This is a genomic window from Geodermatophilus siccatus, from assembly GCF_900103785.1.
GTDB lineage: Bacteria > Actinomycetota > Actinomycetes > Mycobacteriales > Geodermatophilaceae > Geodermatophilus > Geodermatophilus siccatus.
Window position 1 is genome coordinate 202,347 of the sequence record NZ_FNHE01000002.1, and the last position, 12,801, is coordinate 215,147.

At 74.8% G+C, this 12,801-nt stretch carries 13 protein-coding genes; 12 read left to right on the top strand and 1 reads right to left on the bottom strand.

Annotated features, from left to right (window positions below):
* Positions 1-65 precede the first annotated feature (65 nt).
* From BLS21_RS04250 to BLS21_RS04285, 9 genes are all read left to right on the top strand, one after another.
* Entirely contained in the window at positions 66-1,466 is a 1,401-nt protein-coding gene (locus BLS21_RS04250) for a sugar transferase (RefSeq protein ID WP_245700046.1), read from the top strand.
* A 92-nt stretch (positions 1,467-1,558) separates the two neighbouring features.
* Complete coding sequence (locus BLS21_RS04255) at positions 1,559-2,734, top strand: O-antigen ligase family protein (protein WP_217635976.1); 1,176 nt, start codon at positions 1,559-1,561, stop codon at positions 2,732-2,734.
* The gene (locus BLS21_RS04260; RefSeq protein WP_091214269.1) at positions 2,735-3,844 is read left to right on the top strand and encodes a glycosyltransferase; all 1,110 of its coding nucleotides are present in this window, start codon (positions 2,735-2,737) and stop codon (positions 3,842-3,844) included.
* A complete protein-coding gene (locus BLS21_RS24485; protein ID WP_139177011.1) occupies positions 3,841-4,857 on the top strand; it encodes a YveK family protein in 1,017 nt (338 codons plus the stop codon). The genes BLS21_RS04260 and BLS21_RS24485 overlap by 4 nt, the downstream gene beginning before the upstream one ends.
* A gap of 55 nt (positions 4,858-4,912) precedes the next feature.
* Positions 4,913-6,349: an oligosaccharide flippase family protein gene (locus BLS21_RS04265; RefSeq protein ID WP_139177012.1), complete on the top strand. Its 1,437-nt coding sequence runs from the start codon at positions 4,913-4,915 to the stop codon at positions 6,347-6,349.
* Positions 6,350-6,389: 40 nt separating this feature from the next.
* Positions 6,390-7,520, top strand: a complete 1,131-nt coding sequence (locus BLS21_RS04270) for a glycosyltransferase family 4 protein (RefSeq protein WP_091214275.1) — start codon at positions 6,390-6,392, stop codon at positions 7,518-7,520.
* The gene (locus BLS21_RS04275) at positions 7,517-8,617 is read left to right on the top strand and encodes a glycosyltransferase (RefSeq protein WP_091214278.1); all 1,101 of its coding nucleotides are present in this window, start codon (positions 7,517-7,519) and stop codon (positions 8,615-8,617) included. The genes BLS21_RS04270 and BLS21_RS04275 overlap by 4 nt, the downstream gene beginning before the upstream one ends.
* A 211-nt stretch (positions 8,618-8,828) precedes the next feature.
* The gene (locus BLS21_RS04280) at positions 8,829-10,004 is read left to right on the top strand and encodes a putative glycoside hydrolase (protein WP_175479411.1); all 1,176 of its coding nucleotides are present in this window, start codon (positions 8,829-8,831) and stop codon (positions 10,002-10,004) included.
* Positions 10,005-10,276: 272 nt separating this feature from the next.
* Positions 10,277-10,921 (top strand): LysE family translocator, encoded by a 645-nt coding sequence (locus BLS21_RS04285; RefSeq protein ID WP_091214284.1) that lies wholly within the window; start codon positions 10,277-10,279, stop codon positions 10,919-10,921.
* A 6-nt stretch (positions 10,922-10,927) separates the two neighbouring features.
* Here the strand turns inward: BLS21_RS04285 and BLS21_RS04290 are convergent, their stop codons facing one another.
* Entirely contained in the window at positions 10,928-11,290 is a 363-nt protein-coding gene (locus BLS21_RS04290; protein WP_245700049.1) for a VOC family protein, read from the bottom strand.
* A 141-nt stretch (positions 11,291-11,431) separates the two neighbouring features.
* Here BLS21_RS04290 and BLS21_RS04295 point away from each other — a divergent pair, with 141 nt between their 5' ends.
* From BLS21_RS04295 to BLS21_RS04305, 3 genes are all read left to right on the top strand, one after another.
* On the top strand, positions 11,432-11,677 hold the full coding sequence (locus BLS21_RS04295; RefSeq protein ID WP_091214289.1) for a type II toxin-antitoxin system Phd/YefM family antitoxin: 246 nt from the start codon (positions 11,432-11,434) through the stop codon (positions 11,675-11,677).
* Positions 11,674-12,048, top strand: a complete 375-nt coding sequence (locus tag BLS21_RS04300) for a type II toxin-antitoxin system VapC family toxin (protein WP_091214292.1) — start codon at positions 11,674-11,676, stop codon at positions 12,046-12,048. The genes BLS21_RS04295 and BLS21_RS04300 overlap by 4 nt, the downstream gene beginning before the upstream one ends.
* Before the next feature lie 504 nt (positions 12,049-12,552).
* Positions 12,553-12,798, top strand: coding sequence for a hypothetical protein (locus BLS21_RS04305; protein ID WP_139177013.1), 246 nt, complete (start codon positions 12,553-12,555; stop codon positions 12,796-12,798).
* Positions 12,799-12,801 lie beyond the last annotated feature (3 nt).

Here is a 12,801-nt window from a genome sequence, read left to right on the forward strand (position 1 = left end):
TTCACAGGCCGGTGAGCACTGACGCCCCGGCCGCCCCGGCGGAGGCAGCCCAGGATCCGCGGACGGTGCCTCCACCGGCCCGGACCGCCACCACGCTGACGCGTGAGGCACCGTGGCGGAACCCGGAACCGTGGTGGCTGCGCGGCGGCGTCCGTCCCTACCTGCTGCTGGCTGACATCGCGGCCTTCGCCATCGCCACCGTGATCACCTCGCCCACGTCCCCGGTCCACGTCGTGGTGCTGCTGGTGTACCTGGTCGTCTTCTACGTGGCCGGGCTCTACCGGTCCCGGCTGAACCTCTCGCTCCTGGACGACCTGCCGTACATCCTGGCCGCGTCCGTCGTCGGCTTCGCCATCAAACTGGCGCTCATCTCCCTGTTCCCCCACGTCGACCCGCCCGGCCAGCAGGTCGTCCACGCGGTGGCACTGCTGGGTGTCGTCCTGGTGGTCCGGCGCATCGCCTACACCGTCGTCCGCAGGGCGCGGTGCCGCGGGAAGGTCCGTCACCGGACCCTCATCCTCGGGGCCGGGCAGATCGGGACACGGCTCGCCGACACGCTCCGGGAGCGGGGTGACTACGGACTGGACCCGGTGGGGTTCGTCGACTCCGCTCCTCCGACCAACGACCCGGCACTGCTGCCCGCGCCCGTGCTCGGCGGGTACGAGCAACTGGGGCGGATCATCCGGGAGCAGGCCATCCGGGACGTGATCGTGGCCTTCGGGTCGGCTGACGAGGACGAACTCGTCGACGTCCTGCGGACCTGCGACCGGCTGGACGTCGAGGTCTTCCTCGTGCCGCGGCTGTTCGAGTTGCACAACGCCAACCGCTACACCGACGAGATCTGGGGGATACCCCTGATCCGCGTGCGGCGGGCCGTCTTCCGCAGCCCCTGGTGGAAGGCCAAGCGACTGGTCGACACCGTGGTCGCCGGGCTCGCCCTGGTGGCTCTCTCGCCGGTCATGGCCGCGGTCGCACTCGCGGTCCGGTACGAGGGCGGTCCCGGCATCATCTTCCGGCAGCAGCGGGTCGGGATCGACGGGCGGCCGTTCGACGTGCTGAAGTTCCGGTCGCTCAAGCCGGTCGACGAGAGCGAGTCGCAGACCAACTGGAACATCAAGCACGACGACCGGCTCGGCCCCGTCGGGAGGTTCATCCGCGCGACGTCGCTGGACGAGCTGCCCCAGCTGTGGAACATCGTCCGGGGGGACATGAGCCTGGTCGGGCCCCGCCCGGAGCGCCCGCACTTCGTGCAGCAGTTCTCCGCGCACATCCCCCGGTACACCGCCCGTCACCGGGTGCCGGCCGGCCTCACGGGCTGGGCGCAGGCGCACGGGCTGCGCGGGGACACGTCGATCGAGGACCGGGCCCGCTTCGACAACTACTACATCGAGAACTGGTCGCCCTGGCTCGACATGAAGATCATCGCCAAGACCGTGGGCCAGGTGCTGCGACGGCAGGGAGGTTGACGGCGCCCGTGCCCGCCGCTCCAGGGGCCCCCGAGCGTGCGGGGCCGGCCGCCCGGTCGAGGAGGCCGGCGGCGGGGCTCCTCCGCGTCACCTTGGTCGCCACCCTGGCCCTCGCTCCGCTCGAGGGCTACCTGCAGGCCGTGGACGCCAACCTCGGCAAGGTCGCCCCCGCGCTGTTCCTGCTGGCCTGGGTGGCGAACCGGATGGTCCACGACCGTCCGATCGGGGCCTCCCACCCCGTGACCTGGTGTGCCGTCGGCCTGCTCCCCGTGGTCCTCGCCTCGACGGCGGTCAACCTCGACAACGGTCACGCCCTGGCCTACGCGGTGCGGTGGCTGCCCTTCCTGCTGCTGGTCGTGGCGCTGGTCGACGTGCTGACCCACGACGTCGACGTCTGGGTGGCCCTGTACGCGCTGGTCGCCGGCGCCGCGGCGAGTGCCCTCGGTGCGGTGGTGAGCTTCGCGTTCCTGGGGTCCCCCCGCGCCACCGGCCCGCTGGAGGACCCCAACGACCTCGCCTACGTCATCACGGCCGCCGTCCCGATCGTGCTGCTCGCCGTCCGGAAGGCCGCCCGCCCGTCGGGGGCCCTCGCGTGGGGGGCGGTCCTCGCCCTCCTGCTCGTCGGTGCGCTGGCCACCCTGTCGCGCGGCGGCATCCTCGCCACCACGGCGGTCCTGGTCTGGGCGTTGCTCAGGGGGCTGGTCCCGGCCCGGTTCCTCGCCGCGGCCGGCGCCCTGCTCGCCGCGCTGGCGGTGCCGATCCTGCTGCTGGCCCAGGACGTCGTGCAGCAGGCGCTGGACCAGAAGCAGTACATCGCCGCGACCAACGTCGACACGCGGCTGCTGCGCTGGCAGGCCGCGGCGCGCATGCTGGCGGACAACCCCCTGCTGGGCGTGGGGCCGGGTGGCTTCCGCAGCGGTTACGTGGAGTACTCCGGCTTCGCCGAGCTCGCCGAACGGACGCCGGTGGCCCACGAGATGTACCTGGAGGTGGGGGCGGAGCTGGGGGCCGTCGCCCTGCTGCTGTTCGTCGGTGGGATCGTCGCGGCGCTCGTGGCCAGCGAGCAGGCGGTCCGCCGGCGCCGGGCCGAGGGCGCAGGGGTCCGCGACGCCGCTGTGCTCGCCGCCCTCGCCGTCCAGGGCAGCCTGCTGGCCGTCTGCGTGAGCTCGGTCTTCCTGTCCGAGCAGTACTACATGCCGCTGTGGGCCGGACTGTCGATCGCCGCGGCGATCGACCTGCGCAGCCGCGGCGGGGAGAGGAGCACGTGAATGCACGTCCTGCACGCCATCGGTGAGATGGGCACGGGCGGCGCGGAGTCCCTGGTGGTCGAGCTCGTACGACGGGGGCCCGAGGTGGGCTGGCGGTCGACCGTGGCCAGCGCCGGAGGGGCCCGGGAGGACGAGATCGTCGCGGAGGGGCTGGCCGACGTCCACCGCGTCCCGCTGTCCCGCCGCAGGCCCGCGGGACTGGCCCGGGCGGTCGTGGCCACCCGCCGGGCGCTCGTCGAGGCCGTCCCCGACGTCGTCCTGGCCCACAACGTCGGGGTGACGGCGGCCGTGACGCTCGCCCAGCTGAGCCGGCGGCGCAGGATCCCGGTCGTCACCGTGTTCCACGGCGTGGCTGCGGAGGACTACCGCGCCGCTGCGCGCCTGCTGAGCACCGCGCCCCGCGCCGTGGTGACGGTGAGCGAGGCCATCGCCGGCCGGCTGCAGGCCGCGGGCCTGCGCAGGCCACCCGTCGTCATCCCCAACGCCGTGACCGCCCCCGTCCTCCCCGACCGGCAGCAGGCCCGGCGCGAGCTGGGGCTGGAGCCGGGCGTACCCGTGGCGCTCTGCGCGGCCCGGCTGGTCGACCAGAAGCGCCACGACGTCCTGCTCCGGGCGTGGGCCCACCTGCCGCGGCACTGCGTCCTCCTCGTGGCCGGGGACGGCCCCAACCGGCCCGCCCTCGAGACCCTGCACCGGGAACTGGCACTCGGGGACCGGGTGCGCCTGCTGGGCAACCGGACGGACGTCCCGCGACTGCTCGCGGCCGCGGACGTCGCGACACTCGCCTCGGACTGGGAGGGCCTGCCCGTCTTCGTGCTGGAGGCCATGGCGGCCGGGCGGCCGGTCGTCGCCACGGAGGTCGACGGTCTCACGGAGATCCTCCGCGACGGCGGTGGGCTCCTGGTGCCACCGGGGTCCTCCGACGCGCTCACCGTCGCCCTGGAGCGACTGCTCACCGCCGCCGATGCCCGCAGGGCGGCCGCGGACGCGGCGAGGCGGACCATCGCCGACAGGCACGACCCCCTGCACATGACCCGGCGCTACGACGCGCTCCTCCGCGACCTCGTCGCCGGACCCGCTGCGACCCCCGAACCCGGGGAGGCGCGGTGACGCGCTCCCAGGCACTGGCGGCGCTGCGCCGAGCCCTGGTCCCCGCGCTCCTCGCGGCGGGTCTCACCCTGGCGCTGGTCCTGGCCCTGCTCCTCACGCGCGACCCGCTGTACCAGGCCAGGGTCGGCATCGTGGCCACCCCCGCCGCCGTCGGCAGCGCCGAGGGTCCCGAGTACGGGGCCGTCGTGAGCTCGATCATGCCGGCCCTCCCCGAGGTCGCGGTCTCGACCCCGGTACTGGACCGGCTGGCCGGACGTCTGCCGGAGCTGGACGCGGCCACGCTCAGCGAGTCCGTGGCCGTCGAGCTCGTGCCGGCGTCGGGAGTGGCCCGCGTGACCGTCACCGGGGACAGCCCCGAGGCCGCGACGGCCGTCCTCCGGGCGGTGGTCGACGAGATCGTCGGCAGCAACCTGCTCGCGCCGGTGGGGACCTTCACCGTCCTCGGGGACGTCGGCGCCGAACCGGTGCAGGTGGGCCCCGACCCGCTGCTCGCGGGGGGCCTGGGCGTGCTCGCCGCGGTCGTCGTGGGGCTCCTCGCGGTCGCCGCCGTCCAGGTGCTGCGTCCCCGGCTGCTCACCGTCGCCGACGTGGCGGAGGTCGTGCGGTCGGTGGCCTCGTCGGCGGTGCCGGTCGTGGCGCTGGGCGGCCGGCACGGCGGGGTGGACGCCCTCGCCGCGCGGCTGGCCCTCGCGGCTCCCGGGGCGACCCGGGTCCGGACCTTCCCGGCCGGGCCGGGGACGGAGGACGGCGTCACCGCGGCGATCGACGAGCGTCTGGCGCGGCGTGCGCTGGAGCGGGCACCCGCTCCCGAGCACCTCGGGGACCACGAGCGGCCGGGCGCCGCCAACGGTCGAGCGGCCACCGACGCACGGCACCGGGTCCGGGAGGCCGTCCAGCCCGAGCCGGCGATCGTCACCGTGCAGCTGCGACGGACGACGACCGAGGAGCTCACCGCGGCGATCCTGGCGGCGGTGGACTCCGGTCACGAGCTGGGCGCGGTGGTGGCCCGGTGAGCGCCCGGGGTGTACCGGAGCCGCCGAGGGACCGCGGCACGAGCCGGGCCCGCCCGTGAGCCGAGGGCTGGCCGGAGCGGCCTCGCGAGGGGCGCTCTGGCTCGGGCTGGTCAACCTGCTCAGCAAGGGCTCCCAGGTCGTGGTGACCCTCGCCCTGGGCGTGTTCCTGACCGCCGGCGAGCTCGGGACCGTCACCGTCACCGTGGCGCTGGTGAACCTGGCCCTGGTCCTGCAGTCGGCCGGCGTGTACGACGTCGTCTCCCGGACCTCCGAGGAGCCCCGCCGGTTCGCGGGGACGGTGGCGTCGCTGTCGGTCACCGCCGGCGCCGCCATCGCGCTGGTCACCGCCGCCGCCGCACCGCGGATCGCCGAGGCCGTCGGGGCGCCGGGGGCGACCGACCTCCTCCGTGTGGCGGTCCTCAGCCTGCCGTTCACCGCCCTCGCCGGGGTGCAGATGGCCTACCTCCACCGCAACCTGGACTTCCGGCGGCGCCTGGTGCCGGATGCCGGCAGCGCCCTCGCCGGGGCGGCGGTGACCGTCGCGACCGCCGCCCTCGGACTGGGCGAGTGGTCGCTGGTCGCCGGGTTGGTCACCACCGCCGTGCTGGCCCCCCTGCTCGGCCTGGTCGTGGGGATCAGGGTGCCGCTGCGCTGGTCGACCTCCCACGCGCGCAGCACCGTGCGGTGGGCGGCGGTGACCGGGCCGGGTGCGGTGCTCGGCCTGGTGCTCCTGAACCTGGACTACGTCGTGATCTCCCGTGCCCTCGGGGAGGCCGCGACCGGCGTGTACTCCTTCGCGTTCCGCATCGCCTTCGTGCCGTACGTCATGGGCGCCGTCGTGCTCGGGGGTGTCGCGTTCCCCCTGTACGCCCGGCTCATGGCCTCGGGTGGAGAAGAGGCCATGGCCCCGGCCGTGGTGCGCTTCCTCCACGTCCTCGTGGCGACGACCGGCGGGGCCTACACCGCCGTCGCGCTGCTCGCTGACCGGATCGTCGTGATCGACCCCCGGTGGGCGGGGTCCGCACCGGTGCTGCGGGTGCTGGCCCTGTACGGCGTCCTGCTCGGGGCCGTGCTGATGGGGCACGAGGCCCTCCGGGCATCCGGACGTCCGGGGCTGTACCTGCGTGCGCAGGTCGTCCACGTGGTGGTCCTCCTGGTCGCCGCGATCGGCCTGGTGCGGTTCGGGATCATCGGGGTGGCCTGGGCCCAGGTCGGCGCGGTCGTGGTGGCCACCGCCGTCGTCGGCGGGATGCTCCGCAGCGCAGGGCTGCTGGGGCCGGGCCTCGGCCGTGTCGTCCTCGCGCCGCTGCTCGCGGCCGCGGCCGCATCCGCTCTGCACGCGGCCGCCGGCTGGGCCGGTCTGCTGCCACCTGCCGACTCCCTGCTCGGCGGTGCGGTCACCGGGGTCGTCGTCCTGGTGGCGTACTGCGGGGTCCTCGCGCTCGTCGACCGACCGCTGGTCCGCGACCTGCGCGCGGCCGCGGCACGGTGAGTGAGCGCCCGGTGGATCGAGCGACGGAGGGAACCCGACGATGAACAGCGGCCCGGCACGGACCCGGCGACTGGCCTACCTGCTCACCCAGGACCGGGGCGGGCCGGTGGACGTGACCGTCGAGCTCGCCCTGGCGGCGAGCCGGGTCCCGGGCTGGGAGGTCCGGGTCTTCGGCCCACGCCCGGCCCGGGGTGCCGACCGGGTGGCCCACCTCCACACCGAGGTGCTGGTCGAGGGGAAGGGGGCCGCAGGTGCGATCCGCCGGGCACGACATCAGCTGTTCGCCTGGCGACCCGACGTGCTGCACGCGCAGGACCGCCGCTCGGGCCTGGTCTGCGCCGGCGCCACCTGGAGCGCGCCCCGAGGGGGCCGGCCGGGGGTCGTGGTGCACACCTACCACGGGGTCCCCGACGACGTGACCGAGTCGTGGTTCCGGGGCGGGCGGGGTGGAGGACCCTCGCGGTACACCCGCACGGTCCTGGCGGCCGACGCGCTCGTGGCGCGAGCCGTGACCCGCACGGTCGTCCCCGCGTCGTCGATGGGCCGGTTCCTGCGGCAGCGGCTGCGGGTCCCCGCCGACCGCGTGGTGCACATCGACAACGGGATGCCCCTGCCTCCGGCCGCCGTCCCCCGCGGGCCGGTGCGGCGGCTGCTGTTCGTCGGCCTGCTCGTGCGCCGCAAGGGCGTGCACCTCCTGCTCGAGGCCATGGCCCGCGCCGCCCTCCCCCCGGACGTGACGCTGCAGGTGGCCGGTGACGGCCCGGAACGGGCCGGGCTCGAGGCGCTCGCCGCCGGGTCGGGGCTGCGCGGGCGGGTCGAGTTCCTCGGCTTCCGCAGCGACGTGCCCGCCCTGCTGGCCGAGGCGGACGCGTTCGTGCTGCCGTCGGCGATGGAGCAGCAGCCGCTGGTCCTCATCGAGGCGCTCGGCGCCGGCAAACCGGTCGTCGCGACCGACGTCGGAGGGGTCGCGGAGATGGTCGCCGGCGCGGGCATCGTCGTCCCGCCCGGCGACGCCACCACCCTCGCCCGGGCGCTCGAGGAGCTGACCACCGTCGACGCCGCCCAGTGGGGCACGCGGGCGGCGGCCATGGCGAGGGAGAGGTTCTCCGTGGGCACGGCGCTGGACCGGCACCTGGCGCTCTACACCGACCTCCTGGGGGAGAACTCGTGACCGTCCACGTCGTCCACGTCGCCCAGCCCACGACCGAGGGCGTCGCCCGCTGCGTGGCCGGGCTGGTCCGCCACCAGGTGGCTGCCGGGTTCGAGGTCACCGTCGTGTGCCCGGAGGAGGGCTGGCTGGCGTCCGAGGCCGTCGCCGGCGGGGCACGGCACGCGTCCTGGACCGCGCAGCGCAGCCCCGGCCCGGTCGTCGTCCGGGAGACCGCCGGCCTGCGCCGGATCCTGCTGGGACTGCGCCCGTCGCTGGTCCACCTGCACAGCGCCAAGGCCGGGCTCGCCGGCCGCCTGGCGGTGCGCGGGCGGGTGCCGACGGTGTACCAGCCGCACGCCTGGTCCTTCCTGGCCGTCCAGGGGCCGCTCCGGCGGGCCACCCTGGCCTGGGAGGTCTGGGCGGTGAGGTGGGCCCAGCGGGTGGTGTGCGTGAGCGAGGCCGAGTGCCGCGACGCGAGGGAGCTGGGGGTGCCGCTCGACGGCCGGGCCCGCGTGGTGCCCAACGGCGTGGACACCGACCGTTTCCGACCGGGGGACCGCGACGGGGCGCGCGCGAGGCTCGGCCTCGGCGCCGGGCCCCTGGCGGTGTGCGTCGGCCGGCTCAGCGAGCAGAAGGGGCAGGACGTGCTGCTCGAGGCCTGGCCGAGGATCCGGGAGTCGGTACCCGGCGCGTGCCTGGCGCTGGTGGGGGAGGGGCCCTGGCAGGAACGGCTGTCGTCCACCGGCGGGGAGGGCGTCGTCCTGGTCGGCAACAGCCCCGATCCCCGGGACTGGTACGCGGCCGCCGACGTCGTCGTCGTGCCGTCCCGCTGGGAGGGGATGGCCCTCGTCCCGCTGGAGGCGGGGGCCAGCGGCCGCAGCGTCGTGATCACCGACGTCGCGGGAGCCCGGGAGGCCGTGCTGCCCGGGACGGGCGCGGTGGTGCCCGCCGAGGACCCCGCCGCGCTGGCGGAGGCCGTCGGGGTCCGGCTGCGCGACCGGGCGGCCAGCGACCGCGAGGGTGCCGCTGCCCGGCGCCACGTCGTGGAGGACTACGGGCTCACCGCCAGTGGGGCCCGGATGCTCGAGGTCTACGGAGAGGTGCTCAGCGGGTCCTGACGGGGGCGCCCCGGATGGGACCGCTGCGGGTGGTCGGTGTTGTCGACGTAGTCGGTGGACGGTCGTGAGGCGGGCGCGCGGGCAGGGTCACCCCGACGGGGGATCGAGCGGGACGCCCGACCCGTCGATGCCCACCGGTGTGATCACCTCCTCGAGGACGCGCAGACTGTGGCGATCCGTCGGTGCGGTTCTCTCGGCCGCCCTCGTCGCGATGCCGAGCGCCTCCACCCGCGATCCGGCTCCGAACGCGTCGGCCTGTCCGCAGCCCGCTGATGCGGCGGACGACCCCGCCGGACGGCGCGGCTTCTGGTACGCCATCGGGGACCGGCCGACCGAGCAGGAGATCGACGCCGCGGCCACCCGGTACGGGGTCGTGGTCCTCAACCCCTGGGAGACGTGGGCCCTCGAGCGCATCAGGCAGCAGGACCCCTCCGTGGTCGTGCTCGTGTACAAGGACCTCGCCAGCACGCGCAGCTACCACACCGACCCGCTCCCGCCGGCCGGTGTGCGGTACGGCGAGGCGGATCCGTCCTGGTTCGCCGTCGACGACGCCGGGGAGCGGATCGAGTGGGACCCCTACCCGGGGCACTGGCAGATGGCGGTGTGGGACCCGGCCTACCAGCAGCGCTGGGTCGACAACGTCGTCGCGGAGGTCGTCTCGGCCGGCTGGGACGGGGTCCTCGCCGACAACGACCTGGCGACCCTGCGGTGGTACGACGCAGGCCTGCTCGCCGGCACGGCGTCGGCAGCGGAGACCGACGCGCGGCTGCAGGAGGGACTCGACGGCCTGGTCACGCGGGCCGGGCAGGCCCTGCGGGAACGGGGCAGGCTCCTGGTCCCCAACACCTCGGACGCGCGGCTGCAGGACGGGCGGTGGGACGCGCACGCGGCGTTCGGCGGGGCCATGGAGGAGAACTTCGCGCACTGGGGGACCGACCCCGGTGCGGGCTTCCTGTGGGACTGGGGCCGGACCGGCTGGGTGACGCAGACAGGGCAGCTGGCGGGCCCCGGCCTGGCCCTCACCGTGACCCGTGCGGCCCCCGGGGACAACCGGACCCTGCTGTACGCCTACGCCAGCGTCCTCGTGCGGGGCAACGGCGACGAGTACTGGACCCCGTCGACCACCGCGGCGGGGGACTACACCCAGCCGGAGTGGCTGCCCGAGATGGCCGTCGCGACCGGCCCGGCCGCCGCGGATGCGCTGCGTGAGCCGTCCGGCGCCTGGACCCGCAGGTACACGACGGCCTGGGCGGCGGTCAACCCCACCCAGGCGACGGTCACGGTGGTCCCGCCGCGCGGGACGGTCGACCGCAACGGCAAGTCCGTTCGGTCGGTGACCCTGCAGCCGACGTCCGGCGTGGTCCTGCGGGTGGAGTGCGGCCGCTGAGCACCTCGGGCACCGTCCCGGCTGCGGCCGGCAGCGACGTGCAGGTCCCGGCGTCGGCGAGCGCCGCACGACCGGCCGGCTCTCGGTGGTCCCACCGGTAGCGCACCCCGCCGATGTGAGGCGGGGAGCCTCGGCGCTCTGCGGCCGATGACACTTCATCCGTTATCCCCAACATTCGTCCAAAAATTCCCGGGAAATAACCCAACAGCACACCGATCGCAACCCGGACATCCGGTCGACGCGACGAACCGGGCGGGCGACCATCACCAGCCGTGGACCTCGTCTCGTCACTGCCGGCCTTCGTGCCGGCCGTGGTGCTCATGTCGGTCTCCCCGGGCCCCGCGATGGCGTTCGCCATCCGGCGGTCGGCGCTGCGGGGGACCGGCGGGGCGGTACCCGTGGTGCTCGGCCTGGAGGCCGGCCTCTACGTGTGGGCTCTCCTGGCGGGTGCGGGCTTCGCCGCGTTGGTGACCGCCTCGGAGGTGGCCTACCTGGTGCTCCACGGGGTGGGCGCGGCCGTTCTCCTCGGGCTCGGGATCCAGGCCTGGCGGACGGCGTGGCGCGAGGGACGGCATCCGGACACGGTGGGGGAGCCGGGGCCGTCCTCGGGCCACCGCCACTGGTGGACGGCGTTCGGCGAGGGCCTCCTGGTGCAACTGGCCAACCCGAAGGCCGCCGTCCTCGTGATCGCGTTCTACCCGCAGTTCGTCCCGGTGGACGGGCCGGTGTTCGCCACGACGGCGCTGCTGGGCCTGCTGCAGGTCGGTCTGGAGACCGGTCTCTACCTGGCCCTGGCCGCCGGGGTCGCCCGCGCGGGGTCGTGGTCCCGGCGGCCGCGGATCCGCCGGCGGCTCGAGACCGTCAGCGGGACCGTGCTCGTGGCCCTCGGGCTGCGGGTCGCGTTCGCCAGCCGCTGAGGCCGGTCATCGCGTGGTGGTCAGGTTGACCGCGTTACCGTCCGGGTCTCGCACGTGGGCGACGCGCTGGCCCCACGGCATGTCGTTGGCCGGCGCCGGCGCCTGTCCGCCGTGGGCCTCGACCCGGTTGAGGGCGGCGTCGACGTCGGGCACCTCGATGCTGAGCAACACCCGGCCCGCCGGCGCCCCCTCGACCGATCCGTCGGAGACGATGCCGAGCTCGGAGTCGCCGACGCGCAGGCCGAGGTAGAACGTCGGTCCCTCGTCGGGGGTCCGGCTGGTCTCCGTCGCGCCGGCGACGCCGGTGTAGAAGTGGGCCAGGCGCTCGAGGTCGTGCGTGACGATCATCGGGGTGACGCTGCTGGGCACGGGGTTCCTCTCGGTCGGGACGTCGAGGGGTGGACCATCTCGCACCGGGGAACTCATCGGTGCGCAAGTGTCACGTGACGAAATGGGTGACGACCGGACCATCGGCGTTGACTTAGTCCGGCTTGGTCATACTCTGGGTGCATGGCGACGACCGTCAACGTCCACGAGGCGAAGACCCACCTCTCGCGGCTCCTCGAGGCCGTCGAGGCGGGGGAGGACGTCGTCATCGCCCGGGCCGGCAAACCGATCGCCCGGCTGGTGCCGGCCGGCGTGCGGACCGAACCGCGGACTCCTGGAGCCTGGCGGGGCCAGGGGTGGATGGCGGACGACTTCGACGAGACGCCCGAGGAGCTGATCGCCGCCTTCCGCGGTGACGCCGACTCGTGACGCTGCTGCTGGACACGCACGTCCTGCTGTGGTGGCTGTTCGGCGACCCGCGGCTGACAGCGACGATGCGGGAGGCGATCGCGGACCCGACGTCGACGGTCCTGGTGTCGGCGGTGACGGCGTGGGAGATGGCGATCAAGGCCGCGGTCGGCAAGCTCGCCGTTCCTGATCACCTGACCCAGCAGTTGCGTCAGGAGGGTTTCGACGCGCTGCCGGTCACCGTCGAGGACGGCCTGGCGGCGGGCGCGCTGCCGAGGCACCACAGCGACCCGTTCGACCGCATGCTCATCGCCCAGGCCGCGCGCCGGCGATTCGTCCTCGTCACAGCAGACCGTCGCTTCGCCGACTACGACGTGACGACCCTGTCGTGACCAGGTCGGACGGGGGATCTCACCGCCGAGCAACTTGACATAATGTGCATTATCGGCGTTGGCGCCGATGGCGAACAGGGGCTGCGGACGCCAGCCGGTCCGACCGGCACTCGGACCGGCCAGAACGGCGTCCTGCGGTGGCCGGCGTCGTCTCGTCGCCTCGCGTGCCGGCACGGCGCCGGCCGACCCGGCACGGCGCCGGACGACCGCGTCGACGCAGCAGCTCGGCGACCCGTCCGACCGTCGTCCTGCTGACGCCGGTGCGCCGTCCGGCTCGTCCGGTCGGTCCGATCGCCACCTCGACTCCTCGTCCCGACCCCTCGTCGGCCCACCCGATCCGCGGTGCCGACCCGCCGGCCGGCACCGCGCCGGCGACCCTCGCCGCCCTCCCGGTCACCACTTCCCCGGGCGGTCACCCGCGGGTATTTACGTCACTGTGACGGAAAGACGGACGGGGCGCTGTTCGACGGGCGCACTGCGCGACGGCTGCCTAGGGTCGGAGACATGCAACTCCGACGCCCGATCGCCGCACTGATGACCGCCTTGGCGCTGTTCGGAGGCGGTGCGACGATGACCGCCTGTCAGGCAGCCGGGCAGGACCAGAACGACGGCAGCACCGACGAGAACAACCCGCCGAACGTCGAGACCAACGACGAGTCGGACCCGTCGCAGGACAACGTGCCCGACCTGTCCGACCCCGAGGACGGCGTCGAGCAGGGCAACAGCAACGACGACGCCGACGACGGCTGATCC

Coding starts and splice junctions, on each gene's coding strand:
- BLS21_RS04280 (WP_175479411.1), top strand. CDS start 8,829: ATGCCGAGCGCCTCCACCCGCGATCCGGCTCCGAACGCGTCGGCCTGT.
- BLS21_RS04260 (WP_091214269.1), top strand. CDS start 2,735: ATGCACGTCCTGCACGCCATCGGTGAGATGGGCACGGGCGGCGCGGAG.
- BLS21_RS04305 (WP_139177013.1), top strand. CDS start 12,553: ATGCAACTCCGACGCCCGATCGCCGCACTGATGACCGCCTTGGCGCTG.
- BLS21_RS04270 (WP_091214275.1), top strand. CDS start 6,390: ATGAACAGCGGCCCGGCACGGACCCGGCGACTGGCCTACCTGCTCACC.
- BLS21_RS04295 (WP_091214289.1), top strand. CDS start 11,432: ATGGCGACGACCGTCAACGTCCACGAGGCGAAGACCCACCTCTCGCGG.